This is a genomic window from Kitasatospora sp. NPDC005748 (assembly GCF_040630735.1).
Taxonomy (GTDB): Bacteria; Actinomycetota; Actinomycetes; order Streptomycetales; family Streptomycetaceae; genus Kitasatospora.
This window is the reverse complement of record NZ_JBEXYD010000077.1, coordinates 1-22,858: the sequence shown is the minus strand read 5'-3', so window position 1 is coordinate 22,858 and position 22,858 is coordinate 1. Positions and strand designations below refer to the sequence as shown.

The following is a 22,858-nucleotide window of genomic DNA, read 5'->3' as shown; positions in this document are numbered from 1 at the left end:
GTCCATGGATCTCACACTCCCCGCACGTTGGCTGCCGTCAGGTAGAGGATCGTCTTCAGCTCGAAGCTCGTCAGACGAGGGTGCTTGCCGAGGATGAGCGCGCTCAGTCCGGTGACGTGCGGCGCCGCGAAGCTGTTGCCGGTGTTGCGGGTGGTGCTGCCGTTCGGCCCGGCGACCTGCACCGCCTGCCCCCGGGCGAAGAACTCCACCGGCGGGTCCGGGTTGTAGAGCACGAGGTCCGAGTCGTCCTCGGCGTGGCTGCCGACCGAGATCACCGAGGAGAACCGCCAGGGAAAGCTCTCGATCCGGGAGTTGTGCGCCGAGGCGACGATCACCGAGCGGTTGAAGTAGGCGTCGTCGGCCATCTCCCGCAGCACCTGGCTGAACTGCGGGCGCGAGGTCGACAGGCTCAGGTTGATCACGTCGAAGCGCTGCTCGATGGCCCAGCTCAGCCCGGCGAGCAGGGCGGCCCCCGTCCCGCCGCCGTTCTCGCCGAGGATCCGGACGCTGTGCAGTTCGCAGCCGGGGGCCACCCGCCGGACGATGCTGGCGCAGGCCGTGCCGTGGCCGCAGGTGTCCATCGGCTCCACCCGTTCCACCGTCAGGCCGCCGTCGCGCCCGACCACGGCGTGCGAGGCGGCCACCTCGCCGACCAGCGGATGGCCCGCCTCGACGCCGCTGTCGACGACGCAGACCCGGACGCCGCTGCCGTCCGCGCCGCCGTACGCCCAGTCGGGCGTGACGGGCACGGTCTCGGAGGTGGCGACGGGGATGTCGGCGGGGCGGCGGTCGAGCAGGTTCCAGGTCAGCGTGGTGGCCCGGGTGGCGGTGTTGGTCCGGTCGGCGCCACCCGTCCGGCCGGTGACGGTACCGGTCCGGCCGGTGGCGGCGGTCCGGTCGGCGGTGCCCGGGGCGGAACCGGTCCCGGTGGCGGTCATCGGCTACTCCCCTCTCTCGCCGGCCCGTCCGGCCCGTCCGCCCCGCCCGGCCCGCGGTCCTGCTCCCGGCCGGGTTCCCGGGCCAGGCCGAGCTCCTCCGCCAGCAGCCCGGTCCGGGCCGCGCCGACCAGGTGCCCCTTCGCCTCGAAGCGGCGCCGCGCGGCCAGCAGCGCCGCCCGGGCCTGCTTCGGCCGGCCGACCAGGGCACGGGTGTACGCGAGGTCGAGGCAGGCGGTCGCCTGGTCGGCCGGCGAGTCGGTGCGGTGGGCGAGCAGCACGGCCCGCCGGGCCAGCGCGAGGGCCTGCGGATGCTCGCCGCCGAGCGCCCGGATCCTGGCCTGGACGCCGTACCGGTTGGCCTGCACCACCGGGTGCGCGTCGGCGACCGTCAGGTCCTCCACCAGCTCGGCGGCCCGGCGCCACTGGCCCGCCGCGAGCTGGGCGCGGGCCAGTTCGAGCGCGGTGGTGCGGACCAGGCCGCCCGCGTTGAGGGCCCGGGCCGCGTCCAGCGCCTCGCGCAGGGCCGCCTGCGCCTGCTCCGGCCGGTCCGCCAGCGCGGCGAGCGTGCCGTCGAGCAGCGGCCCGAACACCGCGCCCTCGCCGTAGGCGAGCGCCGCCATCGCGCGCCGGACGTCGGCCAGGCACTCGGCGGCCCGGTCGGACCGGCCCTGGAGGGCGTGCAGCACGGTGAGCGGGAACCCGAGCGTGACCTGCACGGCCAGCCGGTCGGCGCCGTGGGTGGCCAGCAGGTCCTCGCACCGGGCGGCGGCGGACGGCGCCGGCTCCGGGCCGTGCCAGAGCGAGAGCCCGGTCGCGCCCAGGGTGTTGGCGAGCTCCCGGTCGGCCGCCGCGGCGAGCGAGTGGGTGAGGGCGTGGCCGAGCGCCGCCACCGCCTCGCCGTGCTGCCCGCGCCGCTGGCAGGACCCGGCGAGCACCAGGCGGCTGCGGGCCATGCCGAGTTCGTCGCCGCAGGCCCGGAAGACCGTCAGGCCGTCGACCGCCGCCCGTTCCAGCGCGGCGTCGTCGTGTTCGCACGCGGCGAGGTGCAGCCGGGCGTGGGCGGCCGTTCCCGCCGCGCCGTGCTCGCCGGCCTCCGCCACGGCGCGGACCAGCACCTCGCGCGCCTCGTCGGAGCGGCCGAGTGCCAGCAGCACCTCGCCCAGCCGTTGCAGCACCTCGGGCCGGCCCTGGTCGCCCGGGTCGGCGAGGTCGGCGGCCCGCTGGAGGAGGGTGAGCGCCCACGGCAGGTCGACCCGGCCGAGCGCGCCGACGCCGGCCCGGGCCAGGTGGCGCAGCGCCCGCCGGCGCAGCAGCGGATTGCGCTCGGTGCGGCGGCCGACCGCGCTGCGGTACCGGTAGGCCTGCTCCAGATGGGTGCCGACCAGCGCGTCCGGGCGCCCGGCGCGCAGCAGGTACTCGGCGTAGCGCTCGTGGAGTTCGCCGCGCCGGACCTTGGTGAGCCCCTCGTAGGCGACCCGCTGGGTCACGCCGTTGACGAAGCAGTAGGCGGCGCCGGCACCGAACGGCCGGCGCATCGGCTTCACCAGGCCGCGCCGGGTCAGGGTGCGCAGCACCGCCGTGCTCACGGCCGGCAGCCCGGGCTCGCCGGCCAGGGCGCCGAGGTCCTCGGCGTCGAACTCGCGCCCCACCACCGAGGCCTGGCGCAGCACGGTCCGGTCCGCCTCGTCCAGCCGGTCGATCCGGGCGGCGAGCAGCGCGTGCAGGTTGGGCGGCAGGCCCTCGGTGCCGCCCGCCTCCTCGACCGTCGCGGCGAGCTGTTCCAGGTAGAGCGGGTTGCCGTCGGCCTGGGCCACGATCTGCTCGGTGGCCGCCGGGCTGTGCAGGGCGAGGTCGACCAGGTGGGCGGCGAGGACGGTGGAGTCCGCCGGGGAGAGGCCGGTGACGGTCACCGTGGTCGAGTTCGCCCGGCCCGTTCCCCAGCCGGGGCAGGAGTCCATCAGCTCCGGGCGGGCCAGGCAGAGCACCAGGATGGGCAGCCGGCGCAGGTCCTCCACCAGCCGGTCGAGCAGGGCGAGGAAGGGCTGGTCGGCCCAGTGCAGGTCGTCGACGACGAGCAGCATCGGGTGGTCGCCGGTGCGCACCGTGAGCACGTGGGCGACCGCCGCGCAGGTGTCGTCCTCGGAGGGGGCCGGGGTGCCGTCCAGCAGCAGCCCGGTGCGCAGCAGGGCCAGCGCGGCGGCGGTGGCCGAACCGTCGAGCGCGTGCCGCCCGGCCTCCTCGGCCAGCGGGGCGACGCACTCGGCGAGCGCGTGCAGCGAGCCGCCGGTGCCGGCCGCCCGGCAGCGGCCGGTGCCGACCGCCTCCGCGGCGGGGGCCGAGCGGCGCAGCCATTCGTCGACCAGGCGGGTCTTCCCGATGCCCGCCTCCCCGAGCAGGGTGAGGACGTGGACGTCGCTCTCCTCGGCCACCCGCCGCCAGGCCAGGTCGAGTTCGCTGAGGTAGCGTTCGCGGCCGACGAAGGGCACGTCGGAGCGGGGCGCGCGCTCGGGCTCGGAGAGGCCCAGCAGGCGGCCGGCCTCGATCGGCCCGGCCACGCCCTTCAGCTCGACCGGGCCGACCTCGGCGACGGTCAGCCCGGAACCGCAGGCCCGCCAGGTCTGCGCGCTGAGCAGGATCTCGCCGGGGCCGGCGGCCTGCTCCAGCCGGGCGGCGACGTTGACCACCTCGCCGGAGACCAGCGCCTGCCGCCTGGCCGGATCGGCCGTGGTGACCACCTCACCGGTGTGCACGCCGATCCTGACCCCGAGCCGGACCCGGTGGTCGCGCTCCAGCTGGGTGTTGAGGCCGTCGAGGGCGGTCAGCATGTCCGCCGCCGTCTCCAGCGCCCGGCGCGCGTCGTCCTCCTGGGTCGCGGTGAGGCCGAAGACGGCCATCACGGCGTCGCCGATGAACTTCTCCACGATCCCGCCACGGGAGTCGATCTGACGTTCCATCAGTTCGTAGTAGCGCAGCAGGATCGACCGGAGCACCTCGACGTCGAGCTGGCCGGACAGCTCGGTCGATCCGACGAGGTCGCAGAACAGCACGGTGACGACCCGGCGTTCCTCGGCCGCCGGGGTCGGGGGGGTGACCGGGGTGCCGCATCGGGCGCAGAATCGCGCGTCCGCGGGGAGTTCCGTGGCGCAGGACGGGCAGCTCATCGGTGGGGCCCTCCGGTCAGTACGCCGTCATGTTGCCTATGCACCAGGGGGCTTCGCCGTCGTCCCCGTCCGCGGAGTGCAGGACGACCTCCGGTTCGTCGTCGGCCGGCGCGGCGCCCGGGAGGGTGTCGGGCAGGTCCGACAGGTCGTCGAGCAGGGCGTCCGACAGGTCGGGGGGCAGGTCGGCGGGGGTCGGCTCGGGCACGTCGATCAGCCCTCTTCCATGACGTCGAGGTCAGGCGTTCTGGTCGTCGCCATGAGCCTAGGAGCGGCCAGTTGGGGTTCGGTTTACGTCCGGTATGCCCCCGTCGGCGCCCCGGCCGCCCGACCCGGGCCGGACGGTGGACGCGCCGGCCGTCCGGCCCGGCCGGAAGCTGCCCGTCAACCTGTCGCATACCGGCGGCAAACCACGGCTGCCTAGCCTCGCGCTGTCAGGGCCCGCCGACGGCGGCCGTTTCCCGCCGACCCCAGGGAGAGCAATGATCGGCACCCGGCTGGACGAGGTGGACGCGCCCCGCCTGATCAGGAGCGACCGCGGCTGGTGGTTCATCGGCAACCGGACGTGGACCCTGCTCAAACCGGAGCACGTCGCGGCCGACGGCCGGGTGCGGCCGGACATCGACGAGTTCCTGCGCGACGCGGGCGCGTACCGGGAGCGGACCGCGAAGTCCTTCGCGCTGACGGTACTGACCAGCACGGCCTGCAACCTCGGCTGCGGCTACTGCTTCCAGAACACCGGCCAGGACCCGAAGGGCGGCCACCGCCCGCCCCGGATCAACCTCCGCCGGCTGAACACCCGGACCATCGACCGGATCGTGGACTTCACCGCCGAGCGGATGGCGCAGGCCGGCCTGGACCGGCTCTACCTGCTGCTGTTCGGCGGCGAGCCGCTGCTCAACCCGCGCGGCTGCGTGGAGTTGCTGGAGCGCTGCACGCCCCTGGGGCTCGCCACCGCCGCCATGACCACCAACGGCGTGCTGCTGACCGGGCGGCGGGCCGTCCAGCTCGGCGCCGCCGGGCTGCGCGCGGTACAGATCACCTTCGACGGCAGCCGGGAGGACCACGACGCGACCCGGGTCACGCACGCCGGCGGGGGCACCTTCGACACCATCGTCGCCAACGTGGCGGCGGCCACCGAGGCCACCCGGCTCTCCTGGAACTTCCGGGTGAACGTCTCCCACCACAACGTGGACCGGATCGGCGCGCTCTTCGGCCAGCTCGACGGCAAGGTCGACCCGAGCCGGTGCACGTTCACCTACGCCTGGGTCGGCGACTCCGGGATCGGGTACCGCAACGACCTCGCGCGGGCCCGGCAGGTGGAGGACCGCTTCGTCGAGTGGGCGGTCGAGGCGCTCGAACGCGGCTACCGCTTCGCCAAGCCGAGCATGCGGACCACCTGCCAGATCTGCTCCGAGCCCGGCGGCCGCGAGGGCGCCGTGATCAACGCGGACGGCACGCTGTTCAGCAGCTGGCAGTCGGCCGGCAAGCCGGGCTTCGAGGTCGGACACGTCGACCACGGCTACCTGGAGACCGGCTCGGTGGCCGACCGCTGGGTGACCTGCGGCTACGAGTACGAGCAGGCCGACACCGAGGTCATGACGCGCTTCCAGGACAACGTCGACGCGCGGATCCTCGACCACCTGCACGCCACCGGCCGGCTGTAGCCGGGGAGGGGGCGGCCATGCTGGCTGGCGTGCTGCGCACCAACCGCGACTTCCGGCGGTCCTTCCTCGCCGACCTCACGTCGAACCTGGGCTCGGCGATGTCGACGATCGCCTACCCGCTGCTGGTGCTGAGCCTGGGCGGCAACGCGGCGCAGGCCGGGGCGGTCGCCACCGTCGCCCTGGTGACCAGGCTCGGCTTCCGCCTCCCGGCGGGCGGCCTGGTGGACCGGTGGAACCGGCGCCGGGTCATGCTGACGACCGACCTGGTGCGTCTGGTGGCGGTGGCCACCATCCCGCTGGTCGCCCTCTGGGGCTCCCCGTCCTACGCCCAACTGCTGCTGGTGGCCGCGGTGGAGGGCATCGCCACCGCGATGTTCGGGCCCGCCAACACCGTGCTCACCCGGGACGTCGTCGCTAAGGAGGACCTCGCCGACGCGCTGGGCATGGGCCAGGCCCTCCAAGCCGCCGTCAGCCTGGCCGGTCCGGCGCTGGGCGGCGTCCTCTACGCCGCCGACCGGATGCTGCCGTTCGCCGTGGACGCGCTCTCCTACGCCGTGTCGGCCGCCCTGATCTGGCGGATCACCGTCCGCCCCACGGCCGCGGAGCCGCGGGCCGAGGACCGCGGGCTGACGGCGGGCATCCGCTGGCTGGTCCGCCGGCGCGAGCTGTTCGTCATCCTGGTCTACGCGGCCGTCATCAACCTGGTCGCGGCCGCCATCGATGTGATCGTCATCCTGGAGCTGCGGGCGAACGGGGCCTCCGGCTGGGTGATCGGGCCCGTGCTGTCCTGCGCGGGCGTCGGCGGGATCGTCGGCTCCCTGCTGGCGCCGTGGTTCGTCAAGCGGCTGAGCGTGCCGACCATCCTGCTCGGCATCGGGGCGGGCTGGACGGCGGTGCTGGCGGTGTTCACGCTGACCTTCGCGCCCGGGGTGGTCGCCGCCCTGCTGACGCTGCTGATGATGCTCTCGCCGGCCGCCGGCGTGGTGGTCGGGCACGCCCTGTTCGGGCAGACCCCCCGGCACCTGATCGGCCGGGTCAGCGCCGCCACCGGCCTGCTGCTCAGCGGGCTGGCCGCGCTGGGCCCGGTCGCGGCCGGCGCGCTGCTGCAGGGCCTCGGCGGGGCGGGCACCTGGGCGGTGATGGCGGTGCTGACGGCGGCGGTCACCGCGGGCGGCTGGATTCCGCTGCGGACCACCCAACGGCTCGCCGCCGGGCCGGCGGCCGACGGGGACGCGCAGCCGGCGGCCGGGCCACCGGCCACCCCGGACCTGGACGCGCAGGCCGGACCGGCCCCGGGCACCCGGACGGCTCCGGCCCCGGAGGCGGACCCGGAGCAGCCGGCGGAACCCGCCGTCGTCGCGCACGCCGCCCCGCCCGTCCCCGGCCGCGCCCCCGCGCCCGGCACCGGACCCACCGCCGCCCCGGCCGGCACCGACCCCGGGAGGAGCTCGGATGACTGACGGCCCGCCGCCGCCCGACCCGTACCGCTGGCTGGAGGACGCCGACGACCCGGCCGTTCAGGAGTGGACGGAGAAGCAGGACGCCCGCTACCGCGCCGCCGCCGACGGCTGGCGGGCGCGCGCGAGCGCCGAGGCCCGGCTCACCGAGCTGTCCGAACGCCTCGGTGCCCGCTCCGCCCCCCGCCCGGCCGGCGCGCGGCTGTTCCTCATCCGCTCGCTCCCCGGCGCCGAACACCCCGAGCTGGTCGTCGTCGAACCCTCCGGCGCCGTCCGGGTCCTGGTGGATCCGGCGCTGCTCGACCCGACCGGCGGCACCACCCTGGAGGAGTGGGAGCCGTCCTGGGACGGCCGCCGGCTCGCCTACCAGGTGGCGTCCGGCGGCACCGAGAACGCCGCCCTCTTCGTCCTGGACGTCGACACCGGCCGCGTCCTGGACGGCCCGATCGACCGGGTCCGCCGCAGCACCGTCGCCTGGCTGCCCGACGCCGACGGCTTCTACTACGTCCGCCGGCTGCACCCCGCGCTCCACCCGGGCGAGGGCCAGTACCACCGCCGGGTCCAGCTGCACCTGATCGGCACCGACCCCGAACAGGACGCGGTGGTCTTCGGCACCGGCCGGGCGAAGACCCAGCACTACACCGTGCGGATCAGTGCGGACGGCCGCTGGCTGGTCGTCGGCGCCGCCGCCGGCGCGGTGCCCCGCCGGGACCTCTGGATCGCCGACCTGACCGAGGACCGGCCGGACCGGCCCCGGCTGCGCCCGCTCCAGGAGGGCCTCGACGCGCGGTCCCAGCCGCACCTGCGCCCCGGCACCGCGCCGGACGGCCGCTGCTGGCTCACCACCGACCTGCACGCGCCCCGGGGCCGGGTCGTGGTCACCACCCCGGGCGCCCCCACGCCGGACACCTGGACCGAACTGATCCCGGAGGACCCTCAGGCCGTCCTGGAGGACTTCGCGATCCTCGACGGTCCCGATCCGGACCGCCCGCTCGCCCTGGTGGTCCGCACCCGGCACGCCGTCGGCGAGGTCACCCTGCACGACCTGGCCGACGGCCGGCCGCTCGGCCCGGTGCCCGTCCCCCCGCTGGGCACCGTCGGCAAGGTCCGGGTCGCCGCCACCGACGCCCACCGGGCCTGGTTCGTCCACACCGACTTCGCCACTCCCCCGGCCGTGCTCTGCTACGACACCCGCACCGGTGCGGTGACGCCCTGGCCCGTCCCCGGGGCCGCCGTGGCCGAGCCCGCCGTCGACCCGGCCGACGGCCTCGAAACCCGCCGACTCGCCTTCACCTCCCGGGACGGCACCACCGTCCGGATGTTCCTGCTCGCCCGGCGCGGCGGCCCGGACCGCCCCCGGCCGGCGATCCTCACCGGCTACGGCGGCTTCGGCCAGTCGCTGACGCCCGGGTACGCGCCGGAGGCCCTCGCCTGGGTCCGGGCCGGCGGGGTCTACGCCGTCGCCAACGTGCGCGGCGGCGGCGAGGAGGGCGAGCGGTGGCACCGCGACGGGATGCTCGACCGGAAGCAGAACACCTTCGACGACTTCCACGCCGCCGCCGACCACCTGGTGACAACCGGCTGGACCACCCCCGGACAGCTCGGCATCTGGGGCGCCTCCAACGGCGGCCTGCTGGTGGGCGCCGCCCTGACCCAGCGGCCCGCGAGCTTCGGGGCGGTGGTCTGCATGGCCCCCCTGCTCGACATGGCGCGCTACGAACTCTCCGGCCTCGGGCCGAGCTGGACGGGCGAGTACGGCACGGCCGCCGATCCGGCGCAGCTCGCCCGGCTGCTCTCCTACTCCCCGTACCACCACGTCCGCGCCGGCACCCGCTACCCCGCCGTCCTGTTCGCCGTCTTCGACGGCGACAGCCGGGTGGACCCGCTGCACGCCCGCAAGATGACGGCCGCCCTCCAGGCCGCGACCGGCAGCGGGCAGCCGGTCCTGTTCCGTCTGGAACGCGGCGCGGGCCACGGCGCCCGCGCCGCCTCCCGCCGCACCGCGCTCTTCGCCGACCTCCTCGCCTTCTTCGCCGACCGCCTCGGCCTTCCGGCGGGCTTCTGACCGGGGGCCGCAGCGCGGCTCACCCCGGGCGTCACTCCCGCGACGACGGGCCCGTCCGCGGCAGCAGGAGCTTCGCCACGGCCGGCTACGGGACCGATCCGCGCGGGACCACCACCGGCGGCCACGACGACACGACCGCGCGTACGGTCGCCGTCCGCGAGGGCGAGGAGTTCGACGAGCCCGCCCTCGGGGCGGTGTTCCGGCGGATCATCGCCGACAACCGGGCCGGCGGCCGGCGTGTGCGGGAGCGCGGCGGGTGGCCGGGCGCAGCTACCCGGCCGGCCCCCGACGGTCCGTCGGGGGCCGGGCAGGGCGGGCGGAGCGGGGTCGGGGGCCGGTCAGCAGGTCAGCAGGTCAGCAGGTCAGCAGGTGAACTTGATCAGCCGGAAGGTCGCGTAGTGGTCGCCGGTGTAGTAGTCCTCCCGGTACGCCTGGCCGGTGACGATGCGCCGGGCGCCGCGGGTGGGCGAGCCGGGGGTCACCACGGTGTACTCGTGGTAGTAGCCGGTGGACCTGCTCGGCAGGACGCGCTCGCGGTTCTGGAAGACGACGCCGTCCTGGGAGTACGGGAACGGGCCGTTGCTCGCGATGAGGTCGAGGGTGTGGTCGGCCTCGGCCGGCAGCGCGGAGAGGCACACCGAGCCGCTCACGGTGGCGTGGGCCTCGGTGGCGGTCACGGCGGGGGCGAGGGTCAGCAGGGCGACGACGGTGACGGCGGCGGCGCGCGTCTTCCACGCGCGTAGAGTGCGGGTCATGACAACAGTGTGACCAGGCGCGGAGCGGCACCGGAAGGCCTGATCCAACTCTTCACCTGCGGGTAAGTCGCCGGACGGACGCGCGACTTGAACCGTACTCGGGCGGCCGGAAACCCGGCGCACGGACGCCCGCGCGCCGCACGGGTGACCGGGCCGTCCGGACAGCTCCGAACGGCCCGGTCGGCCCGGTCGGCCCCGCCCAGCCCCGGCCAGCCCTGTCAGCCCCATCCGGTCGGTCAGCCCCGGGCCCCGCGCCCGCCCGCCGCGGCCCCCTCCCGGAGCAGCGCGGCCAGCGACTCGGCGTACGGCGACGGGCGCCGGCCCCGGGCGACGGCGATCCCGAAGTGCCGGGCGGGGCGGGGCGCCACCACCGGCACCACCCGGGTGCCGGGCAGCACCGGGTCGAGCGCGACGGACGGGACCAGCGAGACGCCGACCCCGGCCGCGACCAGGGTGCGGGCGAAGAAGTAGTCGGTCGTGGAACCCGCCACGCACAGTTCGAAGCCGGCCACGGCCGCGTACCGGCGCAGGAAGGTCTCGGTCTTCAGGCAGCCCAGCACCCAGCGTTCCTCGGCGAGTTCGGCGAGGTCCAGGGCCTCGCGACCGGCCAGCCGGTGCCCGTCGGGCAGCACCACCGAGAGCGGATCGTCCATCAGCGGGGTCCAGTCGAGGCCGGAGCGGTCTCCGGGGAGCACCGGCAGGGGGCCGTCGAAGTGGTAGGCGAGCGCGAGGTCGGCCACCCCCTCGCGCACCATCGGCAGGCTGTCCTCGGGCTCCCGTTCCAGGATGCGCAGTTCGACCTCCGGGTGGTCGGCGGTGAACCGGGTCAGCGCCGCCGGCAGGAGGTGCCGCCCGCCGCTGGTGAAGGTGGCGAGGGTGAGCCGGGGCCGGGCCGCGCCCAGCCGGCCGATCTGCTCCTGCGCGTGGCGCAGTTCGGCGGCGACCGCGGTGGCCGCCTCCACCAGCAGCTGTCCGGCCTCGGTGAGCCGCACACCCCGGGTGGAACGCTCCACGACCGCCGTGCCCAGGCCCCGCTCCAGCGCGGCGACCTGCTGGGACACCGCGGACGGCGTGAGCCGCAGGGCGGTGGCCGCCCGGTTGAAGCTCCCGTGCTCGGCGACCGCCCGCAGCACGCCGAGCCTCCGTACGTCGATCATCGCGCTCCCTCGGTCGACAGTTCTGCTGATGACTTGTTCAGCAGGTCGGTAGTTCCGCTGATGACGGTACGGCAGCAGAGTGGGGGCATGCGAAACGTCTGCGTCATCGGCGGAAGCCGGTACTTCGGCCTGCACCTGGTCACCCTGCTGCGGGACTCCGGTACCCGCGTCACCCTCGTCAACCGCGGCTCGACCCCGCCGCCGCCCGGGGTCGACCACGTCCGCGCCGACCGGTCCGACGAGACCGGGCTGGCCGCCGCGCTCGGCGGCCGCGACTTCGACGCGGTGATCGACCAGGTGCTCTACACCCCCGTCCAGGCGGCCGTCGCCCGCCGGGTGTTCGCCGGCCGCACCGGCCGGTACGTGATGACCTCGACGATGGAGGTGTACGACCCGGCCACCTCGCCGCTGGTGCGCACCACCGAGGGTGTTCCGGTGCCCGAGTCCGCCGTCGACCCGCTCCGGGCCGTCCCGCCGGAGCTGCCGTGGCACGATCCGGCGGCGCTCGCCCGGCGCACCGACGAGGCGACCGGGTACGCCGAGGGGAAGCGGCAGGCCGAGGCGGTGCTCGCGCAGGATCCGCCGTTCTCCTGGGCGAGCGTGCGCAGCGCCCACGTCCTGGGCGGCGGGGCGCGGGACTTCACCGGCCGGCTGGCGCACTACACGGAGCTGATCGCGGCCGGGCGGCCGGTCGCGGTGCACGCGAGGCCGCGGCCCACGTCCTTCGTCCACCACGAGGAGATCGCCGCCGCGCTGGTGCGGTCGGCGGCCTCCGACGACGCCGGTCCGGTGAACGCGTGCTCGCCGGACGCGCTCGACGTGGTCCGGCTCTGCGAGCTGGTCGCCGACCGGCTGGGGACCACCGCCCGCTACCGGGTGACGGCCGGCGAGGACGCCTCGCCGTTCTCCTTCGACCGCTGGTACCCGATGGACGACCGGCGCGCCGTCGCGCTCGGCCTGCGGTTCTCCCCGCTGGCCGACTGGCTGCCGGGCGCCGTGGCGGAGGCCGCCGCCCTCTCCCCGCGGGAGGTGTGACGTGCGACAGCGCACCATCGGCGCCGCGGCCGTCGGCGCGATCGGGCTGGGCGCGATGCCGCTCTCCGTCGAGGGCCGCCCGGACGAGGCCTCCGCCCTGGCCACCCTGCACAGCGCGCTCGACGCCGGGGTCACCCTGATCGACACCGCCGACTCCTACCACTGGCACGCCGGCGAACTCGGCCACAACGAACGGCTGGTGGCCCGCGCGCTGGCGAGCCGGACCGCCGCCGACCGCGCCGCCGTGCTGGTCGCCACCAAGGGCGGGCGCGGCCGGCCCGGTGACGGCTCCTGGACGGTCGACGGCCGCCCGGGCCGGCTGCGGCAGGCCTGCGAGGGCTCGCTGCGGCGCCTGGGCGTGGCGGCGATCGACCTCTACCAGCTGCACAAGCCCGACCCCCGGGTGCCGTGGGCCGAGTCGGTGGGCGCCCTGCGCGAGCTGCTGGATGCCGGGAAGATCCGGGCCGCGGGGATCTCCAACGTCGACGAGGGGCAGATCCTGGTCGCGCGGGACATCCTGGGCGCCGGCCTGGTCTCGGTGCAGAACCGCTTCTCCCCCGCCGTCCGCTCCGCCGAGCCGGAGCTGCGGCTCTGCGAGCGCCTGGGGCTGGCCTTCCTACCGTGGAGTCCGCTCGGCGGGCTGTCGCGCAGTGTCCTCGACGGCCCCGACGACGTCGCCGTCACGTCCGGCGCGTTCCACCGGATCGCCGCCGAGCGGGGCGTCTCGCCCCAGCGGATCGGCCTGGCCTGGCTGCTCGCACTGTCCCCCGCCGTCGTCCCGATCCCGGGCGCCCGCCGGTCCGCCAGCATCCGCGACTCCGCCGCGGCCGCCGACCTCACCCTCACTCCGGCCGAACTCACCGAGCTCTCCGAACTCAGCTCACTCGCCACACCGTTCGGCCCGGCGCAGCCCGGGCCCACCGGGTGAGGCGCCGGCCGTCGAAACGGCGGAGGGCCGGGGCACGCAGTCGCTGCGCGCCCCGGCCCTCCGCCGGCACTGCCCGGATCAGCCGTAGATCGTGAACACCGAGTCGCCCTGCCCGCCGTAGGCGTTGCTCAGGGCGAAGACGTGGCTGCTCGGACGGAAGATCCCGAAGGTCGTCCGGCCCCGGCCCAGCCAGTCGCCGACCACCGGAAGGTCACCCTTGACGCCGTAGGCGGCGGTGGAGACGCTGCCGTCGTCGTGCCGCAGGATGAACAGGTTCGGGTCGCCCTCGTTCCGCCCGGGGCGGAAGACGCCGAACTGGGCGTGGTGCACGCCGTCCCAGTCACCCACCACCGGAAGGTCGCCCTGGTCGCCGAAGCCCATGGTGGAGACGCTGCCGTTGTCGTGCCGCACCGCGAGGGTGCTGGTGCTCGGACGGAAGATGGCCAGCTGGTCGTGGTTGTCGCGGTCCCAGGCACCGACGACCGGGAGGTCGCCCGGCTCCCCGAACTGGACCGTGGAGACGGACTTGTCGGAGTGCTGCAGGGCGAAGGTGCCGGTGCTCGGACGGTAGATGCCGGACTGGCACCGGCAGGTGTTGTCCCAGGCGCCGACCACCGGAAGGTCACCCGGGTCCCCGAGGCTCCAGACCAGGTTCGCCTGGCCGGAGGCCTTCTGGTAGGAGAGCGCCCAACGGCCCTTGTCGAAGAGCCCGACGTGGCTGGTGGGGCCGCCGAAGTAGCCGGCGAACGGCACGCCGGCCTGCGGACCGGCGACGTTCTGCTGGGTCCCGGTGCTCGCGGTCCGGCCGTGGTCGTCGACGACGGTCTCGGTGACGGTGTACGTGCCGGCCACGCCGTAGTCGTGGGTGACACCGCTCGGCGGGGTCGGTCCCTCGCTGACGGCCGGGGCCGTGCCGTCACCGAAGTCGATGACGTAGCGGGCCACCGGCCAGGGGCTGACGGTCCGGTCCGTGACGGTGACCCGGGCGACGGTGCGATCGGGCTGGTACACCCCGAAGGACGGGCGGAGCTCGCCCACCGGGGCCAGCTTCACCGTCCCGGTGGAGGTGCGGACCAGGCCGGTCTCGCTGGTCGCGGTGAGCGTCAGCGTGTAACTGCCGCCCTCCGGGTAGTCGTGGTCGACGGTGATGTTGCTTGAGGTCACCGGGACCGGCGCGGTGCCGTCACCGAAGTCCAGGGTGGCGCCGACCGGTGCCCAGCCGGGGGTGTACCAGACCGTGGCCCGGGCGTTCAGCGGGTGCCCGGTGGTCGAGTAGGGCAGCGCCGACACCATGACGAACATGGTGTCCTGCAGCTCCACGGCGCCGCGGTCCTGGTAGCCGTTGCCGGTACCGGTGTTGGCGATCTTCGGGTGGTCGGCGCGCGGGTCTCCGTAGAGGTCGGTGTCCAGGGTGCCGGGCGCCGAGGCGTCGGCGGCGTCCGTCAGGCCCTCGACCGCGACCGGCCGGTAGTCCGTGGCCCACGGGGAGAAGGCCGGATCGGCCCCGTTGTCGTGGGCGCCCTGGCCGGTGGCGCGGAAGGCCTCCGGCGTCGCGTAGGAGGTGCCGCCCCACGCGTAGGCGGCCGCGCCCGGCGCGGGCTGGACGCTGTTGTAATCGATTTTGGTGCCCTGGGTCGAGCCTGCCGACACCGTCAGCGCGGGCGAGGAGACCGGTACTCCGCCGCACCGGTCCGCCGGACGCTTCGCCAGCACGTTGTTCTCGACGGTCGCGCCGGAGGAGCCGCCCGCGAACTCGATGTCGCTCAGGCAGTTCCGCCCGAAGGTGTTGCCGACCACGACGGTGCCGGGGGCGTCGGTGACCAGCACGCCCCGCCCCTCGGTCTCGGTCACCAGGTTGGTGGTGAGGACGGTGCCCGTCACCCCGGCCTCGACCGCCACGCCGATCGGGCCGGCCGAGGCGATCTGGCTGCGGCTCACCGTGACGCCGGCGCTGTGGCCGGTGATCCGGACGGCCGGACCCGGCTGGGCCGCGCCGCCGCTGCCCCCGCCCACGATGGTGCGGTCCAGGACGATCCGCTCGGAGTCCTTGACGAGCACGCCCTCCTGCGGGGCCATGATCTGCAGGCCCGTCACGGTGACGTCGTGCACGCCCGAGATCAGGAAGCCGTAGCCGGGGACGCCCGGCCCGTCCTGCTGACCGACCTCGACGCTCGTCGCCGGGACCTGGTAGGGGATGTCGGCCTTGAAGACGATCGGCTTGCCGGGCAGGCCCGAGCGCCTGACCGTGATCATGCCCTGGTAGGTGCGGTTCGGGGCGATCTGGACGGTCTGCCCCGGCTGGGCCGCGTCCGCGGCGGCCTGGATCCCGCAGTACGGCTGGGCCTGGGTGCCGGCCCCGGCGTCCGAGCAGTGCGCGGTGGTGCTGTTGTCCACGTAGAGCACGGCGGTCTCGGCCTGCGCGACCGAAGGCAGCGCGGTTCCCGCGCCGGCCGAGCAGGCGACGGCGATGGCTATGCCAACGCGACGGTGGAACGACAAAGTTGATCCCCCTGGGGTGACGTTCTGGTGGCGCGCCGGTCCAGGGGACGCCGAGAGACCCAGGGCGTCCCTCCTGCGCGGCGATCAGTATCCACGACGTCGCCGCAGCTCCGCACCCCGGTATCGGAGCTGCGGCGGCGGGCCCCGGGCCGGGGGTCAGGACAGGTCGTCGGCCGGGGTCTTCTCGGGCTGGACGGCGCAGACCGCGTTGACGCCGCCCGGGCCGAACAGCAGGGATCCGCCGACCAGGGTGCCCACCACGCCGCGGCAGACGGCGGCCTCCTGGGGCGTCTTCGGGCCTTCGGCGGCCGCCGGGTGGGCGGCCAGCAGCGGAGCGGCGAGCAGCAGGACGGCACCGGCCGCGCGGACGGCGTGGCGGAGCGGCTTCGGCATCGGGCTGAGCGGGAGCATGGGTCGGCCTTTCGGATCGGCGGGGGACGAGCCATCGCGGATCGGCGATGGACGAGCCATCCCTATCGGACCGGCCGTGCGCGGCGCCGGACTCTGCGCCGTCTGTGGGCGTGTCAGCCCGTGCCCGTCCGCTCAGCGCTCGTCCGGGTAGCCCCACTCGACGGCCGGGCGGGCGTGCGGCGCGACCTTCCCGACGGCCTCGGTGACGGCGCGCTCGAACGCCGGCCGCCAGGCGTAGAAGCGGGTGATGACCAGCGGGTACTCGCTCTCGCCCGAGACGATGAACTCCCCGTCCAGCTCGCCCACGCCGATCCGCACCTCGTCGTCGATCCGCTCGTCCCGCAGCACGGCGGCGAGTGCGTGCACCACCTCCCACGCCTGCTCCCGGCCGGTGAGACCGTCGACGAAGAGGGCGAGTTCTATGTTGACCGACACGGGGGGAATGGTATCCGGGCCGCCCCCGCCGACCGGCGGCGGGCGGGTCAGCGGGGGCCGAAGGACGCCCCGGGCGAGGCCAGCACCCTGGCGGCGCAGCGGTGGCCGCGCGCGGTGGCCTCGCGCAGGCCGACCTCGGCCAGGAAGCCGGCCAGGAAGCCCGCGGCGAACGCGTCGCCGGCGCCGGTGAGGTCGCGGACCTCGCCGACCGGCGGGACGGGCACCGCGAAGGGGGCCCGTCCGGGCGCGTCCACGGTGGTCGCCGCCGCGCCGGCCTTGGTGACCACCGTGGTGCCCGCCAGCCGGGCCCGCTCCGGGCCGGGCCGGCCCTCCACCAGAAGCCCGAGGAAGGCGGCCTCCTCCTGGTTGGCGAACAGCAGGGTGGGCGTCAACCCGGCGGCCAGGGCGAGGAAGCGCTCCCGGCCGAAGCCGGCGAGCATGCCGGTCGAGGAGGCGTCGAGCGAGGTGGTGCCGCCCGCCCGGCGCACCCGCCGCAGGGCGTCGGCCGCCGCGCTCCCGACCGGCTCCCCGTCGAAGGAGTAGGCGGGCACGTGCAGGTGGGTCAGACCGGCGAGCCACTCGTCCGGCACGGTGTCCAGCAGGGTGGCCGCGCCCCGGTCGGGGAGCATCGTCCGCTCCCCGGCGTCGTCGACGAGGACGACGATGCTCCCCGTCTGCCCCCGCCTGACGACCCGTACGTCGACGCCGTGGCCCGTCAGTTCGGCGACCAGAGCGTCACCCGCCGGGTCGTCGCCGACGCAGCCGAGGAACCGTGCGGGCCACTGCCCGGCGGCGAATCCCGCGACGTTCGCCGCGCTGCCGCCGCGCCGCCGGAAGACCCTGGCCGTGGAGTCGGTGCCGTGCCGCAGCGGCCCGTCGACCCAGACGACGACGTCCTCGACGAGGTCGCCGAGTACCCCGAGTACCTCGATCACCGGCGCTACTCCCCGCCCCGCAGCGCCGCCAGCGCGGTGGCGATCCGGCCGCCGAGGAGGACGTTGCCCCGGTAGACCGCGACGTTGACGTCCAGGCTGCGGCCCTGCGTGTCGCGCTGGATGAAGTCGAGCAGGAACGGCGTCGAGGCGTTGCCGGTGATGCCCCGGCGCTCGGCCTCGGCCCAGGCCCTGGTCAGCAGCGCGTCGAGCTCCTGGGGTGGCAACTGCTCGGCCGGGTCCACCGGGTTGGCGATCAGCACGGCCTGGGGCAGCTCCAGCCCGTCCCGGGCCGCGATGATCCGCGCGGCCTCCTCCGGGGAGTCCACCCGGTAGGCGATCTCGTGCCCGGAGTCGGTGACGTAGAAGCCGGGGTACCGACGCGTCCGGTAGCCGATGACGGGGATGTTGAGCGTCTCGAAGCGCTCCAGGGTGGCCCGGATGTCCAGGATCGACTTCACGCCCGCGCTGATCACGGTGACGGGCGTGGCGGCCAGCGTGGTGAGGTCGGCGGACTCGTCGAAGCTCTCGGCCGCGCCGAAGTGCACGCCGCCCAGCCCGCCGGTGGAGAAGACCCGGATCCCCGCCCGGTGGGCGAGGAAGGCGGTGGCCGCGACGGTCGTCCCGCCGTGCCGGCCCAGCGCGGCGACCACCGGCAGGTCGCGCAGGCTCGCCTTGTCCAGGTCGTCCGACTCGGACAGTTCCTTGATCTGGTCCGGGCCGAGTCCCACGGTGGGCACCCCGGCGAAGACGCCGATCGTCGCCGGGACGACCCCGGCGGCTCGCAACCGCTCCTCCGCCTCCAGCGCGACCTCCAGGTTGCGGGGCCGCGGAAGGCCGTGCGTGAAGATGGTCGACTCCAGGGCGACGACGGGCGCGCCGTCGGCGACGGCCCGGGCGACGTCGTCGGAGATCCGGATGGGCAGTCCGCTCATGGGAGGCACGAACTCTCTCTGGGGTGCCACCACGCTGTGGCAGTTCCGGTCAGCCTAGGGACGGTTCGCATCGGGATCCAGAAGGAGTACCGGGCCTTCCCATAGGGTTTCGACTATGGGATTCACCTTGCGTCAGCTCGAAGTCTTCCTCGCGGTCGCCGACGGTCTGCACTTCGGCCGCGCCGCCGAGCGCCTGCACATCTCGCAGCCGACGGTCAGTCAGGAGGTCGCCCGGCTGGAGCGGGCGGTCGGCGTCGAGCTCTTCGACCGCAGCCGCCGGGCCGTCGTCCTCACCCCGGCGGGCGAGGTGATGGCCGACGAGAGCGCCCGGCTCCTCGGCCAGGCCGCCGCCCTGCTCGCCCGGGTCCGGCTGCACGAGGAGGCGCGGACGGGCACCGCCCGGATCGTCGCCTCCCCCAGCGTGATGAACCGGCTGCTGCCCGCCGTGGTCAGCCGGGCCGAGCGCGAACTGCCCGCGCTGGACACCGCGGAGCTCGCCGTCGACACCGGCCGCGTCTCCTCGACGCTGGCCGCCGAGCTGGCCGACATCGGCCTGGGCCGCTTCCTCGACGAGGTGCCCGGCTACCGGCGGGAGACCCTCGCCGACGAGCCCGTCCGGGTCGCGCTGGGCCGCGACCACCCGCTGGCCGGGCGCGACGCCGTCCGGCTGTCCGAGCTGCGGGACCTCCCGCTGCTGCTCTGGCCCCGCGAGCAGCACCCGCGCTACTACGACCACGTCCTCGGACTCTGCTCCGAGCACGGCGTGGAGCCGCCGGTCCTGGTGAGCCCGCCGCGCATCGTCGGCTCACGGCTCTACCTGCTCTCCCAGAACCGGGCGTTCTCGCTCGTCCCCCGCTCGATGACCGGTCACCTCACCGAGGAGGTGGTCACCGTCCCGCTCGCCGGCCGGGCCACCCTGCCGCTGGAGATGCAGTGGCGGCTCGACGACGGCCGGCCCCGGCTGGCGGCGCTGCGCGAGCTGATCCGCCAGGAGGCGGGCACGCTCCAGGGCGGCTGAGCTCCAGGACGACTGAGCTCCAGGGCGGTTGACCTCCAGGACGGCGGATTCGAGCCGCCGCCCGCCGCTCGCGCCACCGTCGCGCCAGCGCACGCGCCACCGCGTGCGCCACGGCGGGCCGGGTACGGGGGAGGCGCGTGCCGAATCGTTCGCCACCAGGGAGGGGAAACCGGCCAGAACCGGCCGGGTGGCCGGAATGTTGCATCCATGTGAACCGGTTCCGCAGACTCTCGCACCATGCCGCCCACCGCACCGCCCTGACCTGTACCGCTCTGGTGCACGGCGGCCGAGCCCTGGCCGCGGCCGTCGAACGCCTCGACCGCCGGGCCATCGCCCTGCTGCTCGGGCTGGTCCGCCCGGTCACCGCCCGGCTGACCGCCCTGCTGCGCCGCGCGGTGGCCGCCAACTGCGGTGACGCGCTGAACCGGCACCTCCCCTGCCGCGGCCGGGAGCCCGTCCAGGACCGGTGGACCGAGGACGCGCCCGGGCACCGGGACGCCGGCTGACCGCCCGGGGCCGGGGCCACCCGCCGGGGGGCGGGGGCGGGGGCGGGCGGGCGCGAACCGACCGTCAGGTGTGGTCCCGGGACCCGAGGATCAAGCCCGGCAGAGCCCGGTCGTCCAGTCGACGGTCGCGGCGGCCTGCGAGTACGTCCACTCCGGCGCCAGCAGGTCGCGGTCCAGCTGGGCCGCCGCGCCCTTGTCCTCGACCACGTAGCCGAAGTCCTGCAGCCAGGCCGGGTAGAGGTTCTTCGACCCGGTGTAGAAGGCCGAGCCGTCGACCGCGACCAACTTGTGGTGCAGCGCGTACGGGTGCCCGTCCGCCCAGGTGGCGGTCGGCGCGGCGCGGAAGGACGCGAGCTGGAGGTTGCCGCAGAGCGCGGCGCCCGCCTTCGCCGGGTCGCCGGTCAGCCGGGTCAGCCGGGCCCGCAGCACGTCGGAGACCTCGGAGAGCGACTTGATCTGCGAGTAGCCCCCGCTGCCGACCGTGCCCCGGTTCGCCGGGTCGCTGACCACGATCCGCACCTTGACCCCGGCCACCAGCTTGGCGGCCAGCAGGTCGTAGAGCCGGGCGTCGTAGCGCGGCAGCGGCGGGCAGGTGCCGTTCATGTCCTGCTGGGAGATCTCGATGTGGCTGCTCGCACTGCCGACGAGCGCGCGCAGGGCGTTCTCCTCGGGATTGACCGTCTCGTAGTCGCGATCGGCGTTGGTGTTGTCGTGCAGGGCCAGCGGACCGCACTGGGTCTCGGAGACCCCGGCGACCGGGGCGGGCCGGTAGGCCGAGGCGGGGTCCGCGGCCTTGACGCCGACACCCAGGCCGCCGACGGCGATCACCGGAACGCTGCCGGTGGCGGGCGCGGCGGGGTTGGTGTCCCGCTCCATCGAGGGCCGGCAGGCACCGCCGTCGGAGGAGGCGAACCACGCGTTGTCGAACAGGCCGGTGCGGCCGCAGGTCCACGCCCACAGGGTGTCCAGGTAGCGCGCGGCCGAGGTGGCGGCCGGGCCGGTCAGGGCGAGGTCGACGTCCGAGACGGGGTGCGCGGTGTCCAGGTAGTCGTCCTTCCACCCGTTGATGCCACCGGCGATCACGCTCCGGCCGTCGACCACCAGCAGCTTGGAGTGGTTCCAGGAGAACGCCGTGCGGGAGGTGGTCATCGAGGCGACGTTCAGCGTCACCGAGCCGGCCGCGGGGCCGAGCCTGGCCAGCAGCTCGTCGCGGTAGCGGGAGGGGAGGACGTTGGCGTTGTAGAGCGGTGCCGCGCCCACCAGGATCCGCACCTGGGGGCGGTGGCCGGCCGCGACCGAGGCCTTGAGCCCCGCCACCAGCGCGTCCTGGAAGCCGCCGTTGGGGAACGGCGCGAGGGTGGAGACGTCGACCGTCCGGGTGGCCGAGGCGACGTCCGCCTGCATCCTGGCCAGCAGCGCACGGGTGCCCCGGCGGTCGGCGCAGCCGGCGTCACCCCAGCAGCCGGGCGTCTGGAGCAGCCAGCCGGCCGGATCGTCGGCGGTGCCGGCCAGCGCGTTGCCCTCGGTGCGCTCCCAGACCGAGCCCTCCAGACCGGGCGACACCTCGCGCAGCGCGCGCTCGACGGCGTCGAGGTGGGCCGTCCCCCCGTCGGCGGCGGCACCCTCGGCGGGGGCCGCGAGGGCCGACGGGGGCGGGACGGCGGCGAACAGGGTGGTGGCTGCGGCGACGGCCAGGGCCGAGCGGACGAGGCGGCCGGACCGGCGGGACCAGGGGAGGCGCACGTGAGGTTCCTTCAGGGAGCGGCGGGTGGTTCACCCGTGGGACACCCTGAGATTACCGAAAAGTAACTTGCTGTCGAATCTGCGCATGACAACCAGTCACCGGGCCGGAAACAGACCCGCCGGTCGACCCCCGCCGATCGGCCGACACATCGTCAGGCGCCGGTGTGACGGTACGTCGATCAGCGGTGTCACGCGGCGGGACGCGCTCGCGGGACGCGGCGGGCCGACCGTCCGTCCCGGTCACACCGGGGCACGTCCGGGCGGGTGACGGCGGCGGCGATCCGGCCCCCGCGACCGGCGAGCCGGGCGCCCGCCCGGCCCCGGATCCGTAGCGTCGGCCCATGCTCCTCGGCCTGCTGGCGGCGCTCCTGGCCGCCCTCCTCACCGGCTCGGCCACCGTCCTCCAGGCGGTGGGCGCGCGCCGCGCCGCGGTGGGCCACCACGCGGGCGAGGCCGCCGCGCTCGCCGGGGCGTTCCGCCAGTGGCCGTTCCTGGTGGGTGTCGGAATGGACATGCTCGGATTCGCCGCCGAGCTGGTCGCGCTGGAGCGGCTGCCGCTCTACGAGGTCGAGGCCGCCCTGGCCTCCGCCCTCGCCGTCACCGCCGTGGGGGCGTCCCGGGTGCTGCGGATCCGGCTGCGGCGCAGCGAGTGGATCGGGGTGGCCTCGGTCTGCGCCGGGCTCTGCGTCCTCGCGCTCACCGCCGGACACGACGGCCGCGGATCCGGCGACCAGCCGCTGCGCCTGGGCGTGCTGCTCGTCTCGGTCGCCCTGACGGCCGTGGGGTGGGCGGTGGTCCACCTGGCCGGGGCGCGGCGCGCCCCGCTGCTCGGCCTGGTGGCCGGCCTGCAGTTCGGGGTGGTGGGCGTCGCGGTCCGGGTCCTGCCGGGGGCACGGCTGCCGGAGCTGTTCGGCGAACCCTCGGCGTACGCGATCGCCGTCGCCGGGCTGGGCGGCTTCACCGCGCTCACCTGGGCCATGCAGAGCGGGTCGGTCACCGCCGCGACGGCGGCGATGGTGCTCGGCGAGACCCTGGGCCCCGCGATCGTCGGGGTGCTGCTGCTCGGCGACCACACCCGTCACGACGCCACGCCGCTCGCCGTCGCCGGGTTCGCCGCCGCGGTCCTGGGCGCGCTGACCCTGGCGCGCTTCGGTGACGCCGAGCAACCCGCCACCGCCGGGCCCTGAGCCCCGGACGGCCGCCGGCTCCCCGCGGCGCC

Annotated in this window: 19 protein-coding genes; 8 read left to right on the top strand and 11 right to left on the bottom strand. The window is 75.5% G+C overall.

The features are described from left to right. Window positions 1-11: 11 nt before the first annotated feature. From ABZ495_RS33075 to ABZ495_RS33065, 3 genes are read right to left on the bottom strand one after another with little or no spacing between them, the layout of a single operon-like run. A complete protein-coding gene (locus ABZ495_RS33075) occupies window positions 12-938 on the bottom strand; it encodes a S8 family serine peptidase (RefSeq protein ID WP_359839517.1) in 927 nt (308 codons plus the stop codon). Continuing rightward, window positions 935-4,099 (bottom strand): adenylate/guanylate cyclase domain-containing protein, encoded by a 3,165-nt coding sequence (locus ABZ495_RS33070; RefSeq protein ID WP_359839515.1) that lies wholly within the window; start codon window positions 4,097-4,099, stop codon window positions 935-937. The genes ABZ495_RS33075 and ABZ495_RS33070 overlap by 4 nt, the downstream gene beginning before the upstream one ends. 16 nt (window positions 4,100-4,115) lie before the next feature. Then, window positions 4,116-4,304, bottom strand: a complete 189-nt coding sequence (locus ABZ495_RS33065; RefSeq protein WP_359839513.1) for a hypothetical protein — start codon at window positions 4,302-4,304, stop codon at window positions 4,116-4,118. A gap of 274 nt (window positions 4,305-4,578) precedes the next feature. On the opposite strand from ABZ495_RS33065, the gene ABZ495_RS33060 reads away from it, so the two are divergent. From ABZ495_RS33060 to ABZ495_RS33050, 3 genes are read left to right on the top strand one after another with little or no spacing between them, the layout of a single operon-like run. Then, window positions 4,579-5,763, top strand: coding sequence for a radical SAM protein (locus tag ABZ495_RS33060; protein WP_352290694.1), 1,185 nt, complete (start codon window positions 4,579-4,581; stop codon window positions 5,761-5,763). 17 nt (window positions 5,764-5,780) lie between these two features. After that, window positions 5,781-7,223: an MFS transporter gene (locus tag ABZ495_RS33055; protein WP_359804787.1), complete on the top strand. Its 1,443-nt coding sequence runs from the start codon at window positions 5,781-5,783 to the stop codon at window positions 7,221-7,223. After that, complete coding sequence (locus ABZ495_RS33050; protein WP_359839511.1) at window positions 7,216-9,285, top strand: prolyl oligopeptidase family serine peptidase; 2,070 nt, start codon at window positions 7,216-7,218, stop codon at window positions 9,283-9,285. Before ABZ495_RS33055 ends, ABZ495_RS33050 begins: the two co-directional genes overlap by 8 nt. 362 nt (window positions 9,286-9,647) lie before the next feature. Here ABZ495_RS33050 and ABZ495_RS33045 read toward each other — a convergent pair whose 3' ends face one another. Then, a complete protein-coding gene (locus ABZ495_RS33045; RefSeq protein WP_329491448.1) occupies window positions 9,648-10,040 on the bottom strand; it encodes a ribonuclease in 393 nt (130 codons plus the stop codon). Between the two features lie 236 nt (window positions 10,041-10,276). Beyond that, the gene (locus ABZ495_RS33040) at window positions 10,277-11,197 is read right to left on the bottom strand and encodes a LysR family transcriptional regulator (protein WP_359804783.1); all 921 of its coding nucleotides are present in this window, start codon (window positions 11,195-11,197) and stop codon (window positions 10,277-10,279) included. An 87-nt stretch (window positions 11,198-11,284) separates the two neighbouring features. Between ABZ495_RS33040 and ABZ495_RS33035 the strand changes: the two genes are divergently transcribed. Further along, window positions 11,285-12,232 carry an NAD-dependent epimerase/dehydratase family protein gene (locus tag ABZ495_RS33035; protein WP_359804781.1) on the top strand — a complete coding sequence of 316 codons (948 nt, stop codon included), beginning with the start codon at window positions 11,285-11,287 and terminating at the stop codon, window positions 12,230-12,232. 1 nt (window position 12,233) lies between these two features. After that, the gene (locus ABZ495_RS33030) at window positions 12,234-13,160 is read left to right on the top strand and encodes an aldo/keto reductase (protein ID WP_359804779.1); all 927 of its coding nucleotides are present in this window, start codon (window positions 12,234-12,236) and stop codon (window positions 13,158-13,160) included. A gap of 78 nt (window positions 13,161-13,238) precedes the next feature. On the opposite strand, the gene ABZ495_RS33025 is transcribed toward ABZ495_RS33030, so the two are convergent. The 5 genes from ABZ495_RS33025 to ABZ495_RS33005 all read right to left on the bottom strand — a co-directional run bounded on the left by ABZ495_RS33025 (window position 13,239) and on the right by ABZ495_RS33005 (window position 18,372). Beyond that, on the bottom strand, window positions 13,239-15,659 hold the full coding sequence (locus ABZ495_RS33025) for a PKD domain-containing protein (RefSeq protein WP_359804777.1): 2,421 nt from the start codon (window positions 15,657-15,659) through the stop codon (window positions 13,239-13,241). A 156-nt stretch (window positions 15,660-15,815) separates the two neighbouring features. Further along, entirely contained in the window at window positions 15,816-16,052 is a 237-nt protein-coding gene (locus ABZ495_RS33020) for a hypothetical protein (protein ID WP_359804775.1), read from the bottom strand. 150 nt (window positions 16,053-16,202) lie between these two features. Then, on the bottom strand, window positions 16,203-16,505 hold the full coding sequence (locus ABZ495_RS33015) for a hypothetical protein (RefSeq protein WP_329491442.1): 303 nt from the start codon (window positions 16,503-16,505) through the stop codon (window positions 16,203-16,205). 47 nt (window positions 16,506-16,552) lie between these two features. Beyond that, window positions 16,553-17,440 (bottom strand): PfkB family carbohydrate kinase, encoded by an 888-nt coding sequence (locus ABZ495_RS33010; protein WP_359839509.1) that lies wholly within the window; start codon window positions 17,438-17,440, stop codon window positions 16,553-16,555. A gap of 5 nt (window positions 17,441-17,445) precedes the next feature. Then, a complete protein-coding gene (locus ABZ495_RS33005; protein ID WP_359839507.1) occupies window positions 17,446-18,372 on the bottom strand; it encodes a pseudouridine-5'-phosphate glycosidase in 927 nt (308 codons plus the stop codon). 115 nt (window positions 18,373-18,487) lie between these two features. Here ABZ495_RS33005 and ABZ495_RS33000 point away from each other — a divergent pair, with 115 nt between their 5' ends. Together ABZ495_RS33000 and ABZ495_RS32995 are read left to right on the top strand one after the other, a co-directional pair. Then, a complete protein-coding gene (locus ABZ495_RS33000; RefSeq protein WP_359839505.1) occupies window positions 18,488-19,390 on the top strand; it encodes a LysR substrate-binding domain-containing protein in 903 nt (300 codons plus the stop codon). Window positions 19,391-19,599: 209 nt separating this feature from the next. After that, window positions 19,600-19,896, top strand: coding sequence for a hypothetical protein (locus ABZ495_RS32995; RefSeq protein WP_359839503.1), 297 nt, complete (start codon window positions 19,600-19,602; stop codon window positions 19,894-19,896). 90 nt (window positions 19,897-19,986) lie between these two features. Here the strand turns inward: ABZ495_RS32995 and ABZ495_RS32990 are convergent, their stop codons facing one another. Continuing rightward, a complete protein-coding gene (locus ABZ495_RS32990) occupies window positions 19,987-21,639 on the bottom strand; it encodes a phospholipase (protein ID WP_359839502.1) in 1,653 nt (550 codons plus the stop codon). A 341-nt stretch (window positions 21,640-21,980) separates the two neighbouring features. On the opposite strand from ABZ495_RS32990, the gene ABZ495_RS32985 reads away from it, so the two are divergent. Beyond that, window positions 21,981-22,826 carry a hypothetical protein gene (locus ABZ495_RS32985; protein WP_329491436.1) on the top strand — a complete coding sequence of 282 codons (846 nt, stop codon included), beginning with the start codon at window positions 21,981-21,983 and terminating at the stop codon, window positions 22,824-22,826. Window positions 22,827-22,858: the final 32 nt, after the last annotated feature.

Coding starts and splice junctions, on each gene's coding strand:
- ABZ495_RS33020 (WP_359804775.1), bottom strand. CDS start 16,052: ATGCCGAAGCCGCTCCGCCACGCCGTCCGCGCGGCCGGTGCCGTCCTG.
- ABZ495_RS33005 (WP_359839507.1), bottom strand. CDS start 18,372: ATGAGCGGACTGCCCATCCGGATCTCCGACGACGTCGCCCGGGCCGTC.
- ABZ495_RS33000 (WP_359839505.1), top strand. CDS start 18,488: ATGGGATTCACCTTGCGTCAGCTCGAAGTCTTCCTCGCGGTCGCCGAC.
- ABZ495_RS33045 (WP_329491448.1), bottom strand. CDS start 10,040: ATGACCCGCACTCTACGCGCGTGGAAGACGCGCGCCGCCGCCGTCACC.
- ABZ495_RS33050 (WP_359839511.1), top strand. CDS start 7,216: ATGACTGACGGCCCGCCGCCGCCCGACCCGTACCGCTGGCTGGAGGAC.
- ABZ495_RS33035 (WP_359804781.1), top strand. CDS start 11,285: ATGCGAAACGTCTGCGTCATCGGCGGAAGCCGGTACTTCGGCCTGCAC.
- ABZ495_RS33040 (WP_359804783.1), bottom strand. CDS start 11,197: ATGATCGACGTACGGAGGCTCGGCGTGCTGCGGGCGGTCGCCGAGCAC.
- ABZ495_RS33055 (WP_359804787.1), top strand. CDS start 5,781: ATGCTGGCTGGCGTGCTGCGCACCAACCGCGACTTCCGGCGGTCCTTC.
- ABZ495_RS33070 (WP_359839515.1), bottom strand. CDS start 4,099: ATGAGCTGCCCGTCCTGCGCCACGGAACTCCCCGCGGACGCGCGATTC.
- ABZ495_RS33075 (WP_359839517.1), bottom strand. CDS start 938: ATGACCGCCACCGGGACCGGTTCCGCCCCGGGCACCGCCGACCGGACC.
- ABZ495_RS32985 (WP_329491436.1), top strand. CDS start 21,981: ATGCTCCTCGGCCTGCTGGCGGCGCTCCTGGCCGCCCTCCTCACCGGC.
- ABZ495_RS33060 (WP_352290694.1), top strand. CDS start 4,579: ATGATCGGCACCCGGCTGGACGAGGTGGACGCGCCCCGCCTGATCAGG.